This window comes from Achromobacter sp. Bel (genome assembly GCF_012928505.1).
GTDB lineage: Bacteria > Pseudomonadota > Gammaproteobacteria > Burkholderiales > Burkholderiaceae_B > Achromobacter.
In genome coordinates, this window is sequence record NZ_JABBJN010000007.1 from 12,508 (window position 1) to 32,768 (window position 20,261).

Here is a 20,261-nt window from a genome sequence, read left to right on the forward strand (position 1 = left end):
CGGCGCCATCAGCCGCGTCAGCGCGTCGGGGCCCGTGCCAGGCGGATGACACGATCAGAAGCTCAAATGTAACAGGCTAGCAATACCTGCAATATCGTGAAGCCTGGACGATAAACAGGCCTCGTATACTCGCCTCCGCATCCCAAATCTGCCGGCCACCATCACGTTTGCATGCCCACCCACACCGGCAGATCGACCGTTCTATACCGACATCAACAATCAAAACATTTTTATAGAAATTCGACAGGACGTTTCCCAACTCATGAGAACCCTTATGAAGGTCAGCCCGCGTTTCCGCCGCCGGTGCGTCCGCACCGCCATGGCCGGCCTGCTTGCCTCCACCTTTGCCGTCCTGAGCGGCCCGGCGCCCGCGCTCGCCGCCACGGACAGCGCCGCGCCAGCAATACAAAAATCCGCAGCCGCCGCCGTGACGCCTCCCGATGCCGCCACGGTGATGTATTTCATCTATCAGATCGACGGCAAAGGCGAGACGTCTTACGAAGTGGCGAACGGCAGCATCGCCACGTACTGGTTCGGCCATGCCTTCGAATCGGAAGGCACGCATTACTACACGGGCTTCGTCTGGGAGACCGCGGAACGCTATGGCAAACCGGGTGAAGATCAGGTCGGCCCCGGTACGCAGGTCAATATCGCCGAATCCACGTTTGTGCTGAATGACCCGGCGGCCGAACGCCCCTGGAAATTCCGTGGCATGGAACACACCATCGGCGAATTCGGCGCGTACGAACGCGCCCCCGACGTCGACACTCGCCGCAAGCCGGTCGAATACCGCACGCCCGCCGGCAAGCTGCTGCTGGCCGTGCCCGACACGAGTTTCGACAACGGCATCAACAGCGACGGCTATTCCCTGCTGGTGTTCGATCCCGAACGGCTGAAAACGGAATCGGACGGCAACGTCTGGACGTATGTGGGCAGCGTCCTGACAGGTGAAGACAACAGCGCCGCCTGCTCGGATGGCGAAGTCATGCCGTGCACCAGCAGCACCGGCGAATTGGTGTTCACCGCGGACGCCGCCAACGATATGCCGCGCGTGGCGGTCAAGCCCAGCGGCACGACGATCTCGGGGCCGAACAAAACCCGCCAACTGGGCGCCGCCGACGTCACGCATTACACGTTCGACGCCAAGACCAAGCGGTACGTCAGCCAATAACGCGTTTGCGCCGCTGCGCACGTGGCGGCTTCACTTGTTACGCCATGAACCTGATCCTGCTTGTCTTGATTGCACTGCTTGCGGCGGCAAGCGTCGTCTATCGATGCGTTCGCCGCCAGCCTCGCGATACCGGACGCTCCATCGCGCGCAGCGTACTTGCCGGCGCGTTGGCTTTCGGGCTGATCGGCCCCCCGATAGGCTGGCTCGTCGTCATGGCCACGATGACGCTTCCGGTCACCCTGTACAGTTTTGACGGACTGCGCGCCGCCTATCTTTTCGGCGTGGCGCCCGCGGTGCTGTGCGGCTCGACGGCAGGCGCGTTGAAACTTTCGCAGCCCTCCTGGCCGCGCCTGGCGTGGGTATGCGCAGCGGGTACGGCGTACGGGTTTCTGTTCCTGCTGGCGGCGTTCGGAACGGCGCGGCTGGCCTATGCCGTCGACGCCATCAAAGCGGGCGCCCTGCCCGGCCTGGCCGCGGCCGTGGTGTGCACGCTGCTGTTCCATGGCGTGCCCGGAACACCGCGCGCAAACACCTCGCAACAACCATGAAAGCCGGTTGAAACTCCGCTGAAGCACGGCTGAAATACGCCTGAAATGCGGCAAAATCTCGGTAAAACAGGCGGTTTCACGGGGGTCGCTTAAAGCTGTTATTAAGCCCGCATGACTACAATTTCCGAATCGCATTCCCGGTTCGTCTGTCATGCCGTTCCTTCAGTTTTCATCGACATATCCTGACCGGGGCGGCATCCGTATTGCACCGCCCGAGGCACGCCAGGCAGCCGCCGTGCTGCACGCCATCCAGCACTACCTGTCGGCGTTGGGCCTACGCGATACGGCGAACTGTTCCGGCGTGGCCGGCGCGGCGCCCGGCGCCCAGGCGTGGCTTAACACCGCCTTCGCCGCAGCCTGCATGCCGGGCCATGATACGACCGGCGTCGCCCGCGCATTGAACCTGCGCACGGACGCCGACGACGTCGATCTGGACCGCGAAATCGTGCTGGCGATGCTGGCCAGCCCGGTCGCATTCACCTTTCCCGACATCGCGGAACTGGAATCGGCGGTGCGCATCCGCCGCTATATCGTCCAGGCCGCGCGCAAGACCGCGTTGGCCTTCGACACCGAACATGCCGAACGGCCGTCGGACTACTGGACCTACGACGAGGCTCGGGGCTTCACCGTGCTGCCGGGGCGGTCGCTGATCGAGGGCCTGCGCAAAGCCACGCAACCCGAGGCGTCGGGCCAGCTGTACGCGTTCTCGTGCTATCGGGCGACGGAGTACGTGACGGTTCTGGGCATTGCGCAGGAGCTGCAGCATGCCAATCCCGAACTGGGCCGCCGCCTGCAACGCCAATGGGAAACGCGCGCGGTCATGTCCGGCCGCTTCCACGAGGCCTTTCTGCACGAGTACGGTTCACTTGCCGTCCCCCTGCCCCATCGCTTCTACGTACCGGGCGACCGGCTGTGGTTCCGCAACCCGGACGCGGCCTCGTCCGACGTCGAAGGGTACGAGGGGTCATGGGTGTTCTACCTGGGCAATGGCGAGTTCAATAATTTCTGGGAACGCGACCGCCCGTTCACGCTGGCGACCAAGTGCGTCGAGATCTTCCATTGGCGCCACGGGCTTCGCACGGACGCCGCCGGCAAGCCCTTCATCGACGAACAGATCGTCAAGGCGCGCGTACGGCAGACCTTGGACGACCCCACGGCGACCGCCGACGTGCTGGCGCGCATGACGCGGATCCGCGATCCGCAAGGCGTGTATGACCAGGGCGGCTGCATCGACGCGACGCGCGAGCGGGTGCGCTGGGTACGCCCGGGCCATGCCGACATTGCACTGCCGGAAGTTCCGGAGGTTCAGGCGCTGCCGCATTGGTCAATCGCGGCCTGACGCATCTTGGCATCAACAGGGGAAGGCGCGCGCGGATCGCCTCGCCTGGTCTGTATCACGGCGAAGCCGCTGATGGCGGCCCGCCAGGTATAGGAAAGGTGCAAGGCGTTCGCCAGCGCGCCGTCAATCGGCCAGTCCGGCCACCCTTGCCTTCAGGCGCGGCACCGCGAAATCGAGAAAGGCGCGCAGTTTCAACGGCAGGATACCTTGCCCGGTATGCACCAGGTTGATGGGCCATGGTGTCGGCTCGTACGGCGCAAGCACGATCCGGAGCGCGCCGGCCTGCAACGCGTCGGCCATCTGATACGACACCACGCGCGTGATTCCCACGCCCGCCACCGCCGCATCGACGGCGGCTTCGGCCGTGCTGACCGCCAGCCGCGACCGCACGGGCACGGCGATTTCGGACTTGCCGGACGCAAAGTTCCAGACCTGCCGCGACGCCATCTGTTCAAACGTGATGCAGGCATGGCGGCCCAGTTCCCGCGGATGCGCCGGGGTGCCGTGTTCGGCCAGGTAGGCAGGGCTTGCGCACACCACCCTGCGCACCCAGCCGATCGGCGCTGCGATGAAACTGCTGTCGGGCAAATCCGCGATCCGCAATGCGGCATCGACATGTTCTTCAATCAAGGGCACCACGCGGTCTGTCAACACCATGCGCACGTCGATGTCCGGATAGGTCTTGAGGAACGCCGCGACCACGGGCAACAGGTGCAGGCGGCCGAAGACGATCGGCGCGGTAAGAACAAGTTCGCCTTTCGGCGCGGCATACTCGCCAGCCGCTGCGCGCTCTGCCTCGCCCACGGCCTCCAGGATGTGCCGGCAAGCGGCGACGTACGCCTGGCCCGCTTCGGTCAAGGACAGCTGGCGGGTGGAACGATGCAGCAAACGCGTGCTGAGGTGCGCTTCCAGATCCGCGACTTTGCGGCTGACGGTGGCCAGCGGCATCTTGAGATCGCGCGCCGCCGCAGAGAAGCTGCCCGCGTGCACGACCGCCACCAGGATGGACATGGATTCGAGCCGATCCGCCATATTCTCGAATTCTGGAAATAATATTCCCAATAATATCGGATTATCTATTTATCTGAAAACAAATATGCTCTGCGTCTTCAAGAAGTCGGAGCACGCGCTGTGTCCCTATTGTCGAATCCCTGCCCGCAGCCTTTATCCAGGCACACGTCCCTCAGGCATTTGCCGGTCAACCTGTTCGCGTCGGTGATGGGCATTGCAGGGCTGTCCATCGCATGGCGCCAGGCCAGCCAGGCGTTCGGGGTAAGCCCCCTCATGGGCGAGGCCGCCGGCATCGCCGCGCTGGTCGTATTCGTGGTCCTGGCCCTAAGCTACCTTGCCAAGGCGCTGCGCCATCCCGACGCGGTGCTGGGCGAATACCGCCACCCTGTCGCGGGCAATTTTTTCGGCACGATCACCATCGCCATCTTGCTGCTGTCTTCCGTCATCGCCCCGTTAAGCGCGCCGTTGGCTGAGGCGGTCTGGACGTTGGGCGCGATCTTGACCGTGGCGCTCAGTTTCGTGATCGCCAGCCGGCTATTGAAAGGCAAAATCGATGCCGCGCACGCCGTCCCCGCCTGGTTCATCCCTGGCGTGGCCACCTTGGATATCGCCGTCACGGGCGGCGCCATGCCAATGCCCTGGGCGCATGAAGTCAACCTGTTCGCGCTGGCGGTGGGTACGATGATCGCCCTGCTGTTCTTCACCATGATCATGTCGCGGATGATTCACCACGAGCCGCTGCCCGCCAGCATGGTTCCGTCATTGCTGATCCTGATGGCGCCGTTCGCGGTCGGATTCCTGGCCTACACCAGCTTCACGCAACGCATCGACGCGTTCGCGGGCCTGCTGTTCTACTTCGGTCTGTTCATCTTCCTGGCCCTGGCGCCGAAAGTGTTCCGCCGCGGCATTCCGTTCGCATCCGGCTGGTGGGCGATCAGCTTCCCGATGGCGGCGCTGGCCAGCGCCGCATTGAAGTACGCGGCGTTCGTGCAGGCGTGGCCCATCACGGCCATCGCCATACTCTTGCTGGCCTTGCTGACGCTTGCGATCGCGGTGCTTTTCGTCAAGACGCTGCACATCCTTTGCAACGGCCGCCTGCTGGCCGCCTGAGACAATTCCTCATGCCTGTCCACGTCCCCACTCCGCCGCCCGCCCTGGCGGACCTGCTGTCGGAAAATCTGGCCGTGGTCTTCTGCGGCATCAATCCCGGCTTGCGGGCCGCGGCGACGGGCCATCATTTCGACGGGGCCAACAACCGCTTCTGGCGGGTCCTGCATCTGGCCGGGTTCACCCCCATGCAAATCCGCCCCGCCGACGATCGGGACCTGCTTGCCTACGGTTGCGGGCTGACCACGGCGGTGGGCCGGCCAACGGCGCGCGCGGATCAGTTGTCGCGGCAGGAACTGCTGGATTCGGCAATGGCGCTGCGGCAAAAGATCCAGCGGTATCGTCCCGCCCACATCGCCTTCCTGGGCAAAGCCGCTTACGCGGCCATCTCCGGACAGCGGCAGGTCTTGTGGGGACGCCAGGCAGAGCCTTTCGGCGGCGCCCAGGCATGGGTCTTGCCGAACCCCAGCGGGCTGAACCGTTTGTTCAGCGTGGACGACCTGGTGGGCGCCTATCGGGCACTAGTTGCTGCTACGTCGCCAACCCCGCCGCCAATGCCAACGCCCGCGCCAGGAACGCTGACTGGTCGTCCTTGCGGTAGCTGACAATCACCGGCGACACGAACGCGTCGCCCTCGATCCGCACATGGACCACATCCTGCCGCTGCAGGCGCTGCACCGAAGCCGGCACCACTGACACGCCCAGGCCCGCCGCCACCAGACCGATCGCCGTCTGCAACTCGTTGGCTTCCTGCACGACCTGCAGCGCGTAGCCCGCCGCGCGGAACAGCCCCAGCACGTGGTCCGCGAAGTTCGGCCGCGGCCTGGCCGGATACAGCACGAAAGGCTCTTGCGCCAGGCGGTCCACCGATACGCTGCCCATCGCCGCCAGCGGATGATGCCGCGGCACGGCAGCCATCAGCGGTTCGGTCATCAGCACCCGGCGTTCGATCGCCGGATCATCGAACAGGATCCGGCCGATTCCCAGGTCGATGCGCCCAGCCTTCAACGCCTCAAGTTGGGGCAGCGTGGTCATTTCCGTCAACCCCACTTCCACCTGCGGATCCGCGCTGCGCAATTGGCGGATCAGTTCGGGCACGAATCCATAAAGGGTCGACGGCACGAAACCGATGCCGAACCAGCGCCGCTGCGTTTGCCCAAGACGGCGCGTGCCTTCCAGCACTTCGTCCAGCCGCGCGGTCAGCAGCCTGGACTGCTCCAGCAGGAAGCGTCCGGCTTCGGTCAGCCGCAAGGCGCGGGTCGTGCGTTCAAACAGCTGCACGCCCAGTGCGTCCTCGAATTGGCGGATCTGCCGGCTGAGCGGCGGCTGGGCGATGTGCAGACGGGCGGCGGCGCGTGTGAAGCTGCCCTCTTCCGCGACGGCCTGGAAATAGCGCAACTGTCTGAGTTGCATGGTTTATTTAGACTGTAAAGGTATGAATCGGAACCTATATAGTCTTGGACTCAATGAGAAAGCGCAAGCCATACTGGCAAAATCGCGACATTCTTGGCAATAAAAGTATGAATCCGGCAAGCATTCTCTCGGTCGAGACCATTCTGGTGGACCTGCCCACCATCCGCGCCCACCAACTGGCCATGGCCGTCATGCAGCGTCAGACGCTCGCGGTCGTTCGCCTGACCTGCAGCGACGGCATCGAAGGCATTGGCGAAGCCACCACCATCGGTGGCCTGTCCTATGGCGAAGAAAGCCCCGAAGGCATCAAGCTGGCTATCGATACCTATCTGGCCCCGGCGCTGGCCGGCATGGACGCGACCAACATCCATGCGGCCATGCAGCGCCTGGAAAAGGTGGCGCGCGGCAATCGCTTTGCGAAGTCCGCGCTGGAGACCGCACTGCTGGACGCCCAAGGCAAGCGCCTGAACGTGCCCGTATCGACCCTGCTGGGCGGCGCCGTGCGCACGCGCATGCCGGTGCTGTGGACGCTGGCCAGCGGCGACACCGCCCGCGACATTGAAGAAGCCGAATCGCTGCTGCACAGCCGCCGCCACAATACGTTCAAGCTGAAAGTGGGCCGCCGCGCCGTGTCGGAAGACGTGGCGCACGTGTCGCGCATCAAGCAAGCGCTGGGCGACCGCGCCCGCGTGACGGTGGACGTGAATCAAGCCTGGAACGAAGCCGATGCCGCCGGCGCCATCGCGCGCCTGGAAGCGGCCGGCGTCGACCTGATCGAACAGCCTATCCCGCGCGCCAATCTGCCCGGCATGGCCCGGTTGGCCGCGCGTTTCGTGGTGCCCATCATGGCGGACGAAGCCGTGAACGGTCCCGAGGACGCGCTGGACATCGCGCGCCAGGGCTCGGCCGACGTGCTGGCGCTGAAGATCGCCAAGTCGGGTGGCCTGTATGAGATGCTGCGCACCGCAGCCGTGGGCGATGCGGCCGGCATGTCGCTGTACGGCGGCACGATGCTGGAAGGCTCGATCGGGTCTATCGCATCGGCGCACGGCTTTGCGTGCCTGCCGCGCCTGTCCTGGGGCACCGAACTGTTCGGCCCGCTGCTGCTGAAAGACGACATCGTCGCCAACCCGCCGCGCTATGCCGATTTCGAACTTGAATTGCCCACTGGCCCCGGCCTGGGACTGACGCTGGACGAAGACAAACTGAATTTCTACCGCCGGGACCGCTGACCGGCCCACGGGCACGCACGCACGCAAAACGTAATACGCACCAGGACACACCCGGCCGCGCCCGCCTTGAAGGGCGCACCCACAATAATTCAAGCACCACGGAGACAACCATGCGCATGCGCCATGTACTCAAACCCTTTGCCCGCGCCGTCCTGGCGCTATCGCTGCTGGGCGGCGCGTCCGCCGCGCTGGCGGACAGCTATCCCGACCGTCCGATCAAATGGGTCGTGCCCTTCCCGCCCGGAGGCGCCATGGACAGCATCGCCCGCACGCTGGGCGAATCCATGGGCAAGCAATTGAACACGTCCGTCATCGTCGAGAACCGTGCCGGCGCGGGCGGCAACATCGGCGCGGCCACGGTCGCACGGTCCAAGCCCGACGGCTACACGATCCTGATCGTGGCCAACGGCATGGCCGTGAACCCGGCGCTGTATGCCGACCTGAACTACGACCCCATCAAGGACTTCGCGCCGATTTCGCTCTTGGCCGTGGTGCCCAATGTGCTGGTCACCAATCCCGCCCGCACTGGCGCAACCAGCGTGCAAGACGTGATCGCCAAGGCGAAGGCCCAGCCCAACCACTACACCTACGCCTCGGCCGGCGTGGGCACGTCGATCCACCTGGCGGGCGAACTCTTTGTGTCGATGACCGGCGTCGACATGCTGCACGTGCCTTACAAGGGTAGCGGCCCGGCTGTGGCCGATCTGCTGGGCGGCCAGGTCGACTACATGTTCGACAGCATCACGTCCGCCAAACCGCACATCACCACCGGCAAACTGCGTGCCCTGGCGGTTACCACGACCAAGCGCTCCGCCGCCCTGCCCGATGTGCCGACCCTGCAGGAAGCCGGCGTGCCGGGCTACGAGCTGATGCCCTGGTTCGCGGCCTTCGCTCCCGCCGGCACCCCGCCGGAAGTGGTCGCCAAGCTGAACGACGCCATGCGCACGGCGCTGGCCGAGCTGAACGTGAAGGCGACGCTGGATTCGATCGGCGCGGAGTCGATCGGCAGCAGCCCGGACGCGCTGCGCGACCATCTGGCCAAAGAAACCGAACAGTGGAAGACCTTGGTCAAGGAACGCAACATCAAGATCAACTGATGCGGCGGGGCGGGCACTGCCCGCCTGAATACCTTAAGCGGGCGCAAGCGTCGCCGAGGCATCCAGCAGATGGTCGACAATGGCCAGGATCTGCTCGGCGGCCAGCCCGATGTGCCGTTCCAACGCGGCCTCTGCTTTTTCCGCCTGGCCTTGGCGGCTAAGCGCGATCAATTCCCGGTGCTCGTCATGGGCCTGTTGGCGGATCGGCGCATTGACGATCTGGAACCGGAAATAGCGTTCGGATTTTTCGTGCAGCGCACGGACCATGCCCAGCGCCGCCGGCCGTTGCGCGGACCGGTACAGCAACTCGTGAAGCTGCCAATTCAGCCGCCCCCACTGCTCGGGCGCCGCCGCGTCCATCTGCGCCACCACGGCTTCGGCAAGGTCCAGATCGCCGCGGTCATGCTGCTGCACGGCAAGGCGGAACAGCCAAGGCTCCAGCCGCATGCGGATATCAAAGAACTCCTGCACTTCGGCACGCGACAGCATCGACACATAGGCGCCCCGATGCGGGATCATGTCGATCAGCCCTTCGGCGCTCAATTGGCGGATGGCCTCGCGCACCGGCAGGCGGCTCACGCCCAGCTCTTCCGCGAACAACTCCTGGCGCAGCGCGGAACCCGGCGGGATCACGCCCGAAAGGATGCGGTCGCGCAGTTCGTCCACCACCAGATCGACAGCGGTCTTGCGGACAAGCCGCCCGGCGGTTCCGGTCTGGGGACGGGTCGGGGAAGCGGAAAGCGGCGAATGCTGGGACACGTGAAACCTGCCTGGTTGGGCCGCCGGCAAACGCCAGGCGACAGGGAATGCCGGCATCAAGTCCGTTATTCCCAGGAAAACCCTGAGAGACAGCCGGTACACGATGCCCGTTTAATGTAAGTATATTGGATCCATGATCCAGTGACTAACGCCGCCATCTAACGATGCGGCGCTCCGAGGCAAATCGCCTCGTTTTTTTGACGTTTAATTTTTGGATCCAATATCCAATAACCAATATCCGCCTGAAACAAACAGGCGGGCACGCATCAGGAGCGGCAGCATGAGCATTCAATGGCAAGGCGTCTTTCCCGCCGTCACCACCAAACTGAATCCCGATTTCTCGCTGGACCTGGACGCATTGCGCCAAGGCCTGGAACGGCTGATCGCCAGCGGCGTGGGCGGCGTCGTCATGATGGGCATGGTGGGTGAAAACGCCCAACTATCGCCCGACGAAAAACTGACGGTCCTGCGCACGGCCGTGGAAACCGTGCGCGGGCGCGTGCCGGTGATCTCCGGCGTGGCCGAAACCGGAACCGCCCGCGCCGCCGCGTTCGCACAGGAAGCCGCGAAGATCGGCGTGAACGGCCTGATGGTCTTTCCGGGCCTGACCTACAAGTCGGACAATCGTGAAACGGTGGCGTTCTACCGGGCGGTGGCGCAGGCAAGCCCCCTGCCCATCCTGCTTTACAACAACCCCCGCGGCTATGGCGTCGACCTGACGCCGGACGTGGTGGCCGAATTGCTGGAAGAACCGACCATCGTGGCCATCAAGGAAGAGTCCTACGACACGACGCGCGTGACCGACCTGATCAGCCGTTTCGGCGACCGTCTGGCGGTGGTCTGCGGCGTGGACGACCTGGTGCTGGAAAGCGCCGCCCTGGGCGTGACCGCCTGGGTATCGGGCATGGCCAACGCCGTTCCCAAGGCTTCGGTCGACTTGCTGCGCTTGGCTGCCGAGGGCGATTTCGTGCGTGCCCGCAAGCTGTACGCGGCGCTGACGCCGTTGTTCCACCTGGACACGGTGGTCAAGCTGGTACAGCACATCAAGCTGGCCGAGCACCTGATCACCGGCAGCGCCGAAACCGTCAAGCCACCGCGCCTGGACCTTGCCGGCGCGGAACGCGAACGCACCATCGCCATCACCAAACAGACGCTCGCGGACCTGTCCGCCCTGGGCTACTGATCACTGATTCCGGAACCGCCACCATGCGACTCATCCGCCTGCCCGCGCTGATCCTCAGCGCCCTGATTGCCCAGTCCGCCGCGCATGCCGCAGACTATCCCGTCCGCTCCATGGAACTGGTGGTCGCCTACCAGCCGGGCGGCGGCAGCGACAACACCGCCCGCGCTATCGCTGAAGCCGTGCGCCCGCCGCTGTTGGCCCAGCCCACCGTCGTGATCAATAAGCCCGGCGCAAGCGGCTCCATCGGCTGGTCGTATGTGGCCAACGCGCAGCCCGACGGCTACAAGCTCGTCCTGATGACGCCGGAAATGCTGGTGGTGCCGCTGATGGGCATCGGCAAGACCACCGTCAACGACTTCCTGCCGATCGCGCGCTTCACGGACGATCCGTCGTCGGTGACGGTGCGTGCCGATGCGCCATGGAAAACAGTGGAAGAGTTCCTGGAGTACGCCAAGAAGAACCCGGAGCGGGTGGCGGTATCCAACGCAGGCATCGGCACCGTGCCGCACATGGCGGCCGCGGCGCTGGGCGAACAGACCGGTGTGCAGTTCGTGCACGTGCCCTATCAGGGATCGGCGCCGGCCATCATGGGCCTGTTGGCGGGCGACGTGCAAGCCACGACGGTCGCCTACGCCGAACTGCAGCAGCACGTTGACACCGGCAAGCTGCGCACGCTGGCAGTGATGGCGCCGCAACGCCTGGAAAACCTGCCCGCCGTGCCGACCATGAAGGAACGCGGCGCCGACCTGCAATTCAGCGTCTGGCGTGGCATCGGCCTGCCCAAATCCGCCCCTGCGGACGCGGTGGCGAAATGGCGCGCCGCCGCCGGCCAGGTGGCGCAATCCAAGGAATTCCAGAGCCTGATGCGCAAGCAGAACCTGACGCCGTCCTATGCCGATCAACCGCAGTTCGCCGCCGACGTGGCCCGCCAGGAACAGGCCTTCAACATCCTGGTGCCCAAGCTGAACCTGAAACCGTAGGTCCAGCCGGGGCTTTCGCGCCCTATTCCACCGTTGCGCCGGATGTCTTCACGACCTCGGCCCAACGGGGGATCTCGGTGGCCATCAGCGCACGCAGTTCATCCGGCGTGCTGCCCACCAGCTCCATGCCCATGGTTTTGCCCAGCTTTTCCTGGACGTCGGGCTCTTTCAGGATGACCGCGATTTCCTGCGCCAACTTGTCCAGGATCGGCTTGGGCGTGCCCTTGGGTGCATAGACGGCCTGCCACGAAGCCATCTGGAAGCCCGGCACGCCGGCCTCCTGCATGGTCGGCACGTCAGGCGCCAGCGAGATGCGGTCCTTCGTGGTGACGGCCAGCAACTTCAGCTTGCCCGTCTGCAACAGCGGCAAGGCCGCCGTCATCTGGTCGAACATGAAGGTCACAGCGCCGGACGACACGTCCACCATCGCGGGCGGCGTGCCCTTGTACGGCACATGCGTCAGCGGCACGCCGATCATGCTGGAGAACAGTTCGCCGGCCAAGTGGGTGGACGTGCCCGCGCCGGAAGACGCGAACGTGCGCTTGTTCGGGTCGCGCTTGAGCAAGGCGATCAGGTCGGCCACCGAATTCACGCCCAGATTGGGATCCACCAGCAGCACATTGGGCAGGTAGGCGATCAGGGACACCGGTTCAAAGTCCTTCACCGGGTCGTACTTCAGGTTCTTGTACAGGCTGGCGTTGATGGCGTGCGTGCTGATGGTGCCGCCGAACAGCGTGTAGCCGTCGGGCGGCGCCTTGGCCACATAGGTCGCGCCGATGCCGCCGGCAGCACCAGGCTTGTTTTCGACGATGACGTTCTGATGCAGGCGGTCGCCCAGCTTCTGGGCCAACACCCGGCCCACCACGTCGGTCGAACCGCCGACGGTGAACGGCACCACGTAGGAAATCGGCTTCTGGGCGGGCCAGTCGGCGGCGCTGGCTGGCATGGCCGCCAGGCCAAGGGCGGCGCCGGCCAGCAGCGCGCCCAACGCGCTGCGTCGTTGCTTATTCATGATGTCTCCTGCCTTGATTTATAGGTATGGGTCGCCGGCCGGACGGCCGGCGGCAAGGCTCAACGGCCCTGTTCTTTGCGCCACGCGGCGAATTTGTCTTTGGTGCCCGGGTCGGTGGGCGGATACAGGCCCAGAATGGACGCGCCCTGCTGCACCTGGCTGGTCACGAAGTCTTCGAAGGCGGTCATTTCCACGGCCTCGACCGAGATCTCGTCGGCCAGATGCGCGGGGATCACCACGACGCCCTCGCGGTCGCCCACCACGATGTCGCCCGGCCACACGGCCACGTCGCCGCAGCCGATGGGCGCGTTGATGTCCAGCGCCTGATGCAATGTCAGATTGGTGGGCGCCGACGGCCTCTGGTGATAGGCGGCAAAGCCCAGCTCGGCGATTTCGGGGGAATCTCGAAAACCGCCATCGGTGACCACACCCGCCACGCCGCGCTTCATCAGGCGCGTGACCAGGATGGAACCTGCGGACGCAGCGCGCGCGTCTTTGCGGCTGTCCATGACCAGCACCGCGCCTTCCGGGCAGGTCTCGACCGCGACGCGCTGCGGGTGCGAGCGGTCTTCGAACACTTTGATGGTGTTCAGGTCTTCACGGGCAGGGATATAGCGCAAGGTAAAAGCCGGGCCGACCATATTGGGCAGATTGGCGTTCAACGGGCGCACGTCCTGGATGAACTGGTTGCGCAGGCCGCGCTTGAACAGGGCCGTGCACAGCGTGGCCGTGCTGATGCCGGCCAGGCGGGCGCGGGTTTCGGGATTCATTTGGGACACGATGACTCCGGGGGGGGCGGTAGACAATGGATAAGGGGGCACGTGGCGGGTGCGACCCGCCCGGCGTGCTTAGAAGATTTCAGGTTCCGGGACAGGCGCGCCGAAGTCGGTTTCCAGGAAATCGAAATCGCAGCCGTCGTTGGCTTGCAGGATGTGCTTGGAATACATCCAGCCGTACCCGCGTTCATAGCGCTTGGGCGGCGGCGTCCAGGCGGCGCGGCGCGCGGCCAGCTCTTCGTCGCTGATGTTCAGGTGGATACTGCGGGCGGGCACGTCCACCGTGATCGTGTCGCCCGTCTTGACCAGCGCCAATGGGCCGCCGATGTAGGCTTCGGGCGCCGCATGCAGGATGCAGGCGCCGTAGCTCGTGCCGCTCATGCGGGCATCCGACAGGCGCAGCATGTCGCGCACGCCCTGCTTGACCAGCTTGGTCGGGATGGGCAGCATGCCCCACTCCGGCATGCCGGGGCCGCCTTGCGGGCCCGCGTTGCGCAGGATCATGATGTGTTCGGGCGTGACGTCCAGGTTCTCGTCGTCGACCGCGGCCTTCATGCTGGGGTAGTCATCGAACACCAGCGCCGGACCGGTGTGCTGCAGGAACTGCGGTGCGCAGGCGCTGGGCTTGATCACGCAGCCGTCTGGCGCAATATTGCCGCGCAGGACAGCCAGTGCGCCTTCGTCGTAGATGGCGGTGTCCAGCTTGCGGATCACGTCGTCGTTATAGACCTCGGCGCCGGCGATGTTCTCGCCCAGCGATTTACCCGTGACGGTCATGGCCGACAAGTCCAGGTGGTCGTGCAGGCGCGACATCAGCGCGGGCAGGCCGCCCGCATAGTAGAAGTCTTCCATCAGGTAGGTATCGCCGCTGGGGCGGATGTTCGCGATGACCGGCACCTTGCGGCTGGCGGCGTCGAAATCGTCCAGGCTCACCGCGTGGCCGGCGCGGCGCGACATGGCGACCAGGTGCACGATGGCATTGGTGGAACAGCCCATCGCCATGGCCACGTTGATGGCATTCTTGAAGGACGCCAGGCTCAGGATGCGGTTGGGGCTGAGGTCTTCCCAGACCATGTCCACCACGCGGCGGCCGCACTCGGCGGACATGCGCATATGGTTGACGTCTGCCGCAGGAATGGAAGAGGCGCCTGGCAGCGTCATGCCGATGGCTTCGGCGATCGCCGTCATGGTGCTGGCCGTGCCCATCGTCATGCAGGTGCCGTAGCTGCGGGCGATGCCGCCCTCCACTTCGGTCCATTGCTCCTGGGTAATCTTGCCCGCGCGGCGCTCGTCCCACAGCTTCCAGGCATCCGAGCCCGACCCCAGGATCTTGCCCTTCCAGTTGCCGCGCAGCATGGGGCCGGCAGGCACGTACACGCACGGCAACCCGGCGCTGATGGCGCCCATGAGCAGCCCCGGCGTCGTCTTGTCGCAGCCGCCCATCAGCACGGCGCCGTCGACCGGATGGCTGCGTAGCAGCTCTTCGGTCTCCATGGCCAGGAAGTTGCGATACAGCATGGTCGTCGGCTTGACGAAGGATTCCGACACGGAAATCGCCGGCAGCTCCACCGGGAAGCCGCCTGCCTGGAACACGCCTCGCTTGACGTCTTCGACGCGCTGCTTGAAATGGCTGTGACAGGGATTCAGGTCCGACCACGTGTTGATGATGGCGATGATGGGCCGGCCGACCCAATCGTCAGGGGCATAGCCCATTTGCATCATGCGGGAACGGTGGCCGAACGAACGCAGGTCATCCTTGGCCATCCAGGCGGCGCTGCGCAGACTTTCGTAGGAACGTTTCATAGGGGAATGGGGAGTGAAGCGTGGTGGGGATGGGATCATTTAAACACTAATACATTAGTGCGTCAGCTAGGTAAAAACCCGCTACACTGCGGGCTTCGACCACCGTACTCCCGACACGCCTTCGGATGCAAAGCCAAAAGCTCAGACTGGACCGTTCGCGCCACGCCGCCCCCCAGGTCTTCGAACATCTACGCGAACAGATCGTATCGCTGGAGCTCGCCCCGGGCACCGCGTTATCGCGCGTCACGCTGGCCGAAACCTACGGCCTGAGCCAGACTCCCATCCGCGACGCCCTCATGCGCCTGGCCGAAGAGGCCCTGGTCGAGATCTACCCGCAACACACCACGGTCGTCAGCCGGATCGACATCCCGGCCGCCCGGCAAGCCCATTTCCTGCGCCAATCGCTGGAACTGGAAATCGTGCACCAGTTGGCGCAACGGCCCGACCCGATGCTGCACAAGCGTCTGCAAGCCAGCATCGACCTGCAACGCGTCAGCCACGCCAACGGCCAATACCAGCATTTCATCGACGCCGACCAGGCCTTCCACCGCGACATGCATGCGGCTGCCGGCGTGACCAGCCTGTGGGAACTGGAGCAACGCTACAGCGGCCACCTGGACCGCCTGCGCCGGCTGCACCTGCCAGAGGCCGGCAAAGCCGAACGCATCATGGACGACCACCAGCGCCTGCTGGACGCCATCGTGGCGCAAGCGCCGGAACGCGCGCAACAGGTGCTGCGCGAACACCTGTCGGGCACGCTCAGCCAGGTCGCCGAGATCTGCAAGCGCTACCCGGAGTACGTGTTGGCGGAGTGAGCCCCGCGACTCGGTCCGGCGTATCGGCGCCGGTCATGCCCGGCCCTTTGCACCGTTGGCGCGACCTTTCCTGGCCACCGGCGGTTTGCGCGCTTTTGCGCGAGGCGGCCGATCGCCCTGCCCGAAGATGTCCTCCTGAGCGGCCTTGTTCAGCGCGATGATGGCGGGATGCTGCAGTTGCCGGTCCGTAGTCAGTGCGTAAAGCTGCTCTTTGACCGCCGCGGTGCTGCCGATGGCGCGCACCCGATACTGCTTGACCAGATAGGCGGTGGTGGCCGTCGGCGCCACAAAAAGGCCCACCCCGGTTTGGCCAAAAGAATTCAGCAATGCACTGTCGTCGAACTCGCCGACGATGCGGGGCCGGATATCGTGGTCGTCGAACCATTGCACCAGCCGCGGCCGGATCGCCGCGTCTTCGCCCGGCAGCAGGAACGGGGCCTGGTCCAGCATCTTGGGAAAGCGGCCCCGCAGTTGCTCAAGCAAGGCCGGCGCACCAAAAAACGTCAGGCTGCTCTCACCCAGCAGGTGGCTGAAACCACGGACATTCAAATGGCTGGGCATGGGGCGGTCCGCGATGACCATGTCGTACCGATGCACCGCCAGATCCGCCAGCAGGAAGGCCAGCCGGCCTTCGCGGCAGATCAGCCGCACGTTCTCCTCCAGGCGCAGCACGGGTTCGATCATTCGGTACACCAGCGATTTGGGCACCCCTTCGGCGATCCCTATCCTGAACTCCACGGCAGGCCGCGCGGGCCGGTCGCGCAGATCGTCCAGCAACTCGTCGCCCAGGGTGAAGATGCGGTCCGCGTACTGCAACGCGCGGCGGCCGATATCCGTCAGTTCAAGGCCGCGCCCCACTCGCCGGAACAACGCCGAATCCAGCGAGGATTCCAGTTCCTGCAACTGGCCGCTGATCGATTGCGGCGTGCGCTGCAATTGCTGCGCCGCACGAGCGATGCTGCCCGCCTTGGCGACCATCCAGAAATAGCGCAGATGCTTGTAGTTGAGCGTGACCATGGCCGATCAATCCAAAAAATCTGACTATCACTTCATGATATGCGAATTGTCCGACGAATAAGCGTGATCTAGACTGGCCTCGTACCTTGCAGGAGGCGGCAATGGGTCAGGTCGAGACGTTCGCCACAACGCCGATGTGGGTGGGATTCATCGGCTTCGTGCTGGCTGTGCTGGCGCTTGATCTCTATGCGCTGGGCGGACGTCGCGCACACCGGGTGTCGTCGCGGGAAGCACTGGCCTGGGTGCTCGCCTGGTCCACGCTGGCGACGCTGTTCGGCTTGTCGATGTGGTGGTTTCTGGATGCCGGCGCCGGCCGGGCGGTGGCCAACCAGAAAACGCTGGAATACTTCACCGGATACCTGATCGAACTGTCGCTGTCGGCGGACAACATGTTCGTCTTTTCCCTGATATTCACGTACTTCGCGGTGCCCCCGGAATTGCAGCGGCGGGTGCTGCTGTACGGCGTGCTGGGCGCCATCGTGATGCGCATCGGGATGATTCTTGCCGGCGTCTGGCTGCTGTCGAAATTCGTCTGGCTGTTCTATGTGCTTGGCCTCTTCCTGATACTGAGCGGCGCCAGGATGCTGGCCACGGGCGGACGCCAGCCCGACATCGGCCAGAACCCGCTGGTCCGCTTCATGCGGGCAAGAATGCGCATCACGCCGGACTATCACGGACAGTCGTTCTTCATCCGCATCGACGGATTGCGCTACGCCACGCCCATGTTCGTCGTCCTGCTGGTGATCGAGGCAACGGATGTCGTCTTCGCCGTCGACAGCATCCCCGCGATCTTCGCCGTCACGCGGGACCCGTTCATCGTCTTCACCTCGAATATCTTCGCCATCATGGGCTTGCGGGCGCTGTATTTCCTGTTGGCGGACATGGTCGACCGCTTTCATTATCTGAAGTATGGGCTGGCGATCGTGCTGATCGTCATCGGCGGCAAGATGCTGGCGGCGCAATGGGTCCACGTGCCGGTGCACTGGTCGCTTGGCGTGGTCGGCCTGGTATTGGCCGCCTCCATCGGCGCCAGCTTGCTGCTGCCCCGGCGAAAGGCATCAGCCAATCGCCACAACGTGAAGAAGGCACACACCGAGGAGCTGCCATGAACACGATCATTCTCGCTACCGACGGATCGACGTACAGCGATGAGGCGGCCCGCTACCTGGTCGCCAGCCCCCTGCTGAACCGCGATTTCGTCGTGCATGTGGTGCATTGCGAACCCCAGGTGTCCGGGGACGTCGAGTCGTTCATCGGCAAGGCCGAGGTCGATGCCTGGCACCACGAAGAAAGCGGCAAGGCGATGCGTTCGGTGGTGGACATCCTTCGCCGCGGCAACGTGAACTATGAATGCCACGAGCTGACGGGATTCACGCCCGCAAAGATCGTCACGTACGCGGAAAGCGTCAACGCCGCCTGCATCGTACTGGGATCGCATCACCGAAGTCCGCTCGTCAATGCGTTGCTGGGATCGGTGAGTGGAAGGATTCTGGCGCAGGCGCCATGCCCGGTGCTGGTGGTTTGACCGGCTTTCGGCGGCATCCGGCGGACGTCAATCCAGCGGATACCGCCGGATCACCGTTTTCCCGTCCCGTTCCGCCAGCGACAGCAAGGCTTCACCGGACGCATCCATGCCCAGCAACCCCGTCTCCACCTCCTGCGGTATCTGGAACGGTGTCCACGTCTTGCCTTGGTCGCGCGTCGCGAAATAGGTCTTGGTGTATTCGTTGAATGAAAACAGATGGTCTGCGTAGGTCTTGATCACCCAGGCGTTGCGGCTGAACCAGGCGTCGCCGATCCAGGTGGGTTTGCCTTGCACAGTGGGCGATACCGAACGCGGGTGCCAGGTCCGTTCGGCCTTGTCCAATTCAAAGATGGCATTGCCCGACGTCTCGAACACGGGCTCGTCCGGGGCAAAGCGCGCATCGGGCGCAGGCGCCGGGACGGGCGTCGCGTGCGGGGTGATGCGGAAAGCAGGCGATGCGCCGTGCTGGAACTCCACCTCGAAACGCCGGGTTTCCAGCACCTCGTTCCTTTCCGCCGCGTTCAGGCTGATTCGCGTGCGCCAGCTCCAACCCACGGCACGCCTGTCGTCCAGGGGGTATAGCGACCAGTCATAGGCCAGTTGGCTGCCGTCCTTGCCGTCTTTTTCCTGGAAAGCGCGATCAAAGGCTTGCGCGTCGGGCCAGACCTGCTCATCCAGCAACGTGGCGGACCAGTGGCGCGCGCCGTCTTCGCTGACCAGCAGGCGCTGACCGGTGTCATGCCGTTCCAGCGCAATGACGCGGTCTTGGGTCAGGAACACCGTGTATTGCAGTGGCGCCCCCAGGACGGTGTCCGGGTCGTAGGCCCAGGTTTTGCCCTGGTCGGTCGAGCGCAACGTTTCCCAGGCGGCCGACGGATCGCTCCCGTTTCCGGGGCTGGGGCTGCGCGGCGTCCCGGTGATCAGATACAGCGTGCGGCCTTGAGGGGAACCGATCAGGCTCACGCCGGTATCGCCGCTGATCGAGCCAAGCAGTTCGAATACGCCCGTGCCCTGCCCGCCGTAAATCAGGTTGCGCGTGTCGGCCAATTGCCATGGATTCTGAGGACGGGTATTCAGGGCAGGCACCAGCGCGTCAAGCAGCGGCGCTTTTTCCAGGCCGGCCATGTCTTTGCCCGTGACCAGGCGCTGCCCGATCAGCAATTGGCGTTCGCCGAACCGTTGCAGCGACACGCGGGAAGACGAGGCCAACGGCGGACCGTTGAGTTCGCCGATCACCTCGCTGCGGGCAAGCGGCTTGCCTATGGGTGCTAATTGATAGATGCCATAGCCGATGACCCCCGCGATCACGATCGCGGTACCGCTGGCAAGCAGTCTAAGGTTCATGGCTGCAAAGCATCCTGATGCGTGGGCGCCCGCCATCCGGCCGGCGACTTTAGGGAAACAGACGAAACTATAGCGTGTTGCGAGACGTTCTCTATACTGACGTGACATACTCTCACGCCGCACCCGGCA

Annotated in this window: 20 protein-coding genes; 12 read left to right on the plus strand and 8 right to left on the minus strand. The window is 64.6% G+C overall.

All coding sequences use genetic code 11. From position 1 onward, the window contains the following. Positions 1–262 precede the first annotated feature (262 nt). From HG262_RS06580 to HG262_RS06590, 3 genes are all read left to right on the plus strand, one after another. Positions 263–1,171 (plus strand): hypothetical protein, encoded by a 909-nt coding sequence (locus HG262_RS06580; RefSeq protein WP_211186987.1) that lies wholly within the window; start codon positions 263–265, stop codon positions 1,169–1,171. Positions 1,172–1,215: 44 nt separating this feature from the next. Next, entirely contained in the window at positions 1,216–1,719 is a 504-nt protein-coding gene (locus tag HG262_RS06585) for a hypothetical protein (protein ID WP_169270252.1), read from the plus strand. Between the two features lie 151 nt (positions 1,720–1,870). Then, positions 1,871–3,058, plus strand: coding sequence for a hypothetical protein (locus tag HG262_RS06590; RefSeq protein WP_169270253.1), 1,188 nt, complete (start codon positions 1,871–1,873; stop codon positions 3,056–3,058). 123 nt (positions 3,059–3,181) lie between these two features. Here HG262_RS06590 and HG262_RS06595 read toward each other — a convergent pair whose 3' ends face one another. Beyond that, the gene (locus HG262_RS06595; protein ID WP_169270254.1) at positions 3,182–4,090 is read right to left on the minus strand and encodes a LysR family transcriptional regulator; all 909 of its coding nucleotides are present in this window, start codon (positions 4,088–4,090) and stop codon (positions 3,182–3,184) included. A gap of 99 nt (positions 4,091–4,189) precedes the next feature. Between HG262_RS06595 and HG262_RS06600 the strand changes: the two genes are divergently transcribed. Together HG262_RS06600 and mug are read left to right on the plus strand one after the other, a co-directional pair. Continuing rightward, positions 4,190–5,179 (plus strand): SLAC1 anion channel family protein, encoded by a 990-nt coding sequence (locus tag HG262_RS06600; protein WP_169270255.1) that lies wholly within the window; start codon positions 4,190–4,192, stop codon positions 5,177–5,179. An 11-nt stretch (positions 5,180–5,190) separates the two neighbouring features. Next, positions 5,191–5,781, plus strand: coding sequence for a G/U mismatch-specific DNA glycosylase (gene mug / locus HG262_RS06605; RefSeq protein ID WP_169270256.1), 591 nt, complete (start codon positions 5,191–5,193; stop codon positions 5,779–5,781). Here mug and HG262_RS06610 read toward each other — a convergent pair. Next, positions 5,708–6,589 carry a LysR family transcriptional regulator gene (locus HG262_RS06610; RefSeq protein WP_169270257.1) on the minus strand — a complete coding sequence of 294 codons (882 nt, stop codon included), beginning with the start codon at positions 6,587–6,589 and terminating at the stop codon, positions 5,708–5,710. The genes mug and HG262_RS06610 overlap by 74 nt on opposite strands. A 107-nt stretch (positions 6,590–6,696) precedes the next feature. On the opposite strand from HG262_RS06610, the gene HG262_RS06615 reads away from it, so the two are divergent. Next, on the plus strand, positions 6,697–7,821 hold the full coding sequence (locus HG262_RS06615) for a muconate/chloromuconate family cycloisomerase (protein ID WP_169270258.1): 1,125 nt from the start codon (positions 6,697–6,699) through the stop codon (positions 7,819–7,821). A 110-nt stretch (positions 7,822–7,931) separates the two neighbouring features. Beyond that, the gene (locus HG262_RS06620) at positions 7,932–8,918 is read left to right on the plus strand and encodes a tripartite tricarboxylate transporter substrate binding protein (protein ID WP_169270259.1); all 987 of its coding nucleotides are present in this window, start codon (positions 7,932–7,934) and stop codon (positions 8,916–8,918) included. Between the two features lie 33 nt (positions 8,919–8,951). Here the strand turns inward: HG262_RS06620 and HG262_RS06625 are convergent, their stop codons facing one another. Beyond that, positions 8,952–9,677 (minus strand): GntR family transcriptional regulator, encoded by a 726-nt coding sequence (locus HG262_RS06625; RefSeq protein WP_169270260.1) that lies wholly within the window; start codon positions 9,675–9,677, stop codon positions 8,952–8,954. Between the two features lie 280 nt (positions 9,678–9,957). Between HG262_RS06625 and HG262_RS06630 the strand changes: the two genes are divergently transcribed. Further along, positions 9,958–10,860: a dihydrodipicolinate synthase family protein gene (locus HG262_RS06630; protein ID WP_169270261.1), complete on the plus strand. Its 903-nt coding sequence runs from the start codon at positions 9,958–9,960 to the stop codon at positions 10,858–10,860. A 23-nt stretch (positions 10,861–10,883) separates the two neighbouring features. Further along, positions 10,884–11,840 (plus strand): tripartite tricarboxylate transporter substrate binding protein, encoded by a 957-nt coding sequence (locus tag HG262_RS06635; RefSeq protein WP_169270262.1) that lies wholly within the window; start codon positions 10,884–10,886, stop codon positions 11,838–11,840. Positions 11,841–11,862: 22 nt separating this feature from the next. Here the strand turns inward: HG262_RS06635 and HG262_RS06640 are convergent, their stop codons facing one another. The 3 genes from HG262_RS06640 to araD form a co-directional block, all read right to left on the minus strand. Further along, a complete protein-coding gene (locus HG262_RS06640; RefSeq protein ID WP_169270263.1) occupies positions 11,863–12,852 on the minus strand; it encodes a tripartite tricarboxylate transporter substrate binding protein in 990 nt (329 codons plus the stop codon). Between the two features lie 59 nt (positions 12,853–12,911). Continuing rightward, positions 12,912–13,622, minus strand: coding sequence for a ribonuclease activity regulator RraA (locus HG262_RS06645; protein ID WP_105557239.1), 711 nt, complete (start codon positions 13,620–13,622; stop codon positions 12,912–12,914). Between the two features lie 78 nt (positions 13,623–13,700). After that, a complete protein-coding gene (gene araD, locus HG262_RS06650; RefSeq protein WP_169270264.1) occupies positions 13,701–15,431 on the minus strand; it encodes an L-arabinonate dehydratase in 1,731 nt (576 codons plus the stop codon). A gap of 125 nt (positions 15,432–15,556) precedes the next feature. On the opposite strand from araD, the gene HG262_RS06655 reads away from it, so the two are divergent. After that, entirely contained in the window at positions 15,557–16,246 is a 690-nt protein-coding gene (locus HG262_RS06655) for a GntR family transcriptional regulator (RefSeq protein WP_169270265.1), read from the plus strand. A 33-nt stretch (positions 16,247–16,279) separates the two neighbouring features. Here the strand turns inward: HG262_RS06655 and nhaR are convergent, their stop codons facing one another. Next, positions 16,280–17,263, minus strand: coding sequence for a transcriptional activator NhaR (gene nhaR, locus HG262_RS06660; RefSeq protein ID WP_169270266.1), 984 nt, complete (start codon positions 17,261–17,263; stop codon positions 16,280–16,282). Between the two features lie 101 nt (positions 17,264–17,364). Between nhaR and HG262_RS06665 the strand changes: the two genes are divergently transcribed. Continuing rightward, positions 17,365–18,372 carry a TerC family protein gene (locus HG262_RS06665; RefSeq protein WP_169270267.1) on the plus strand — a complete coding sequence of 336 codons (1,008 nt, stop codon included), beginning with the start codon at positions 17,365–17,367 and terminating at the stop codon, positions 18,370–18,372. Beyond that, entirely contained in the window at positions 18,369–18,788 is a 420-nt protein-coding gene (locus tag HG262_RS06670) for a universal stress protein (protein ID WP_169270268.1), read from the plus strand. The genes HG262_RS06665 and HG262_RS06670 overlap by 4 nt, the downstream gene beginning before the upstream one ends. Positions 18,789–18,815: 27 nt before the next feature. On the opposite strand, the gene HG262_RS06675 is transcribed toward HG262_RS06670, so the two are convergent. Further along, positions 18,816–20,132 (minus strand): hypothetical protein, encoded by a 1,317-nt coding sequence (locus tag HG262_RS06675; RefSeq protein WP_169270269.1) that lies wholly within the window; start codon positions 20,130–20,132, stop codon positions 18,816–18,818. Positions 20,133–20,261: the final 129 nt, after the last annotated feature.

Bases quoted from the DNA above. Each gene is read 5' to 3' on its own strand.
- mug (WP_169270256.1), top strand. From the start codon at position 5,191: ATGCCTGTCCACGTCCCCACTCCGCCGCCCGCCCTGGCGGACCTGCTG.
- HG262_RS06610 (WP_169270257.1), bottom strand. From the start codon at position 6,589: ATGCAACTCAGACAGTTGCGCTATTTCCAGGCCGTCGCGGAAGAGGGC.
- HG262_RS06585 (WP_169270252.1), top strand. From the start codon at position 1,216: ATGAACCTGATCCTGCTTGTCTTGATTGCACTGCTTGCGGCGGCAAGC.
- HG262_RS06640 (WP_169270263.1), bottom strand. From the start codon at position 12,852: ATGAATAAGCAACGACGCAGCGCGTTGGGCGCGCTGCTGGCCGGCGCC.
- HG262_RS06655 (WP_169270265.1), top strand. From the start codon at position 15,557: ATGCAAAGCCAAAAGCTCAGACTGGACCGTTCGCGCCACGCCGCCCCC.
- HG262_RS06580 (WP_211186987.1), top strand. From the start codon at position 263: ATGAGAACCCTTATGAAGGTCAGCCCGCGTTTCCGCCGCCGGTGCGTC.
- HG262_RS06675 (WP_169270269.1), bottom strand. From the start codon at position 20,132: ATGAACCTTAGACTGCTTGCCAGCGGTACCGCGATCGTGATCGCGGGG.
- HG262_RS06595 (WP_169270254.1), bottom strand. From the start codon at position 4,090: ATGGCGGATCGGCTCGAATCCATGTCCATCCTGGTGGCGGTCGTGCAC.
- HG262_RS06670 (WP_169270268.1), top strand. From the start codon at position 18,369: ATGAACACGATCATTCTCGCTACCGACGGATCGACGTACAGCGATGAG.
- HG262_RS06630 (WP_169270261.1), top strand. From the start codon at position 9,958: ATGAGCATTCAATGGCAAGGCGTCTTTCCCGCCGTCACCACCAAACTG.
- HG262_RS06665 (WP_169270267.1), top strand. From the start codon at position 17,365: ATGGGTCAGGTCGAGACGTTCGCCACAACGCCGATGTGGGTGGGATTC.
- HG262_RS06635 (WP_169270262.1), top strand. From the start codon at position 10,884: ATGCGACTCATCCGCCTGCCCGCGCTGATCCTCAGCGCCCTGATTGCC.
- HG262_RS06615 (WP_169270258.1), top strand. From the start codon at position 6,697: ATGAATCCGGCAAGCATTCTCTCGGTCGAGACCATTCTGGTGGACCTG.
- nhaR (WP_169270266.1), bottom strand. From the start codon at position 17,263: ATGGTCACGCTCAACTACAAGCATCTGCGCTATTTCTGGATGGTCGCC.
- HG262_RS06645 (WP_105557239.1), bottom strand. From the start codon at position 13,622: ATGAATCCCGAAACCCGCGCCCGCCTGGCCGGCATCAGCACGGCCACG.
- HG262_RS06590 (WP_169270253.1), top strand. From the start codon at position 1,871: ATGCCGTTCCTTCAGTTTTCATCGACATATCCTGACCGGGGCGGCATC.
- HG262_RS06620 (WP_169270259.1), top strand. From the start codon at position 7,932: ATGCGCATGCGCCATGTACTCAAACCCTTTGCCCGCGCCGTCCTGGCG.
- araD (WP_169270264.1), bottom strand. From the start codon at position 15,431: ATGAAACGTTCCTACGAAAGTCTGCGCAGCGCCGCCTGGATGGCCAAG.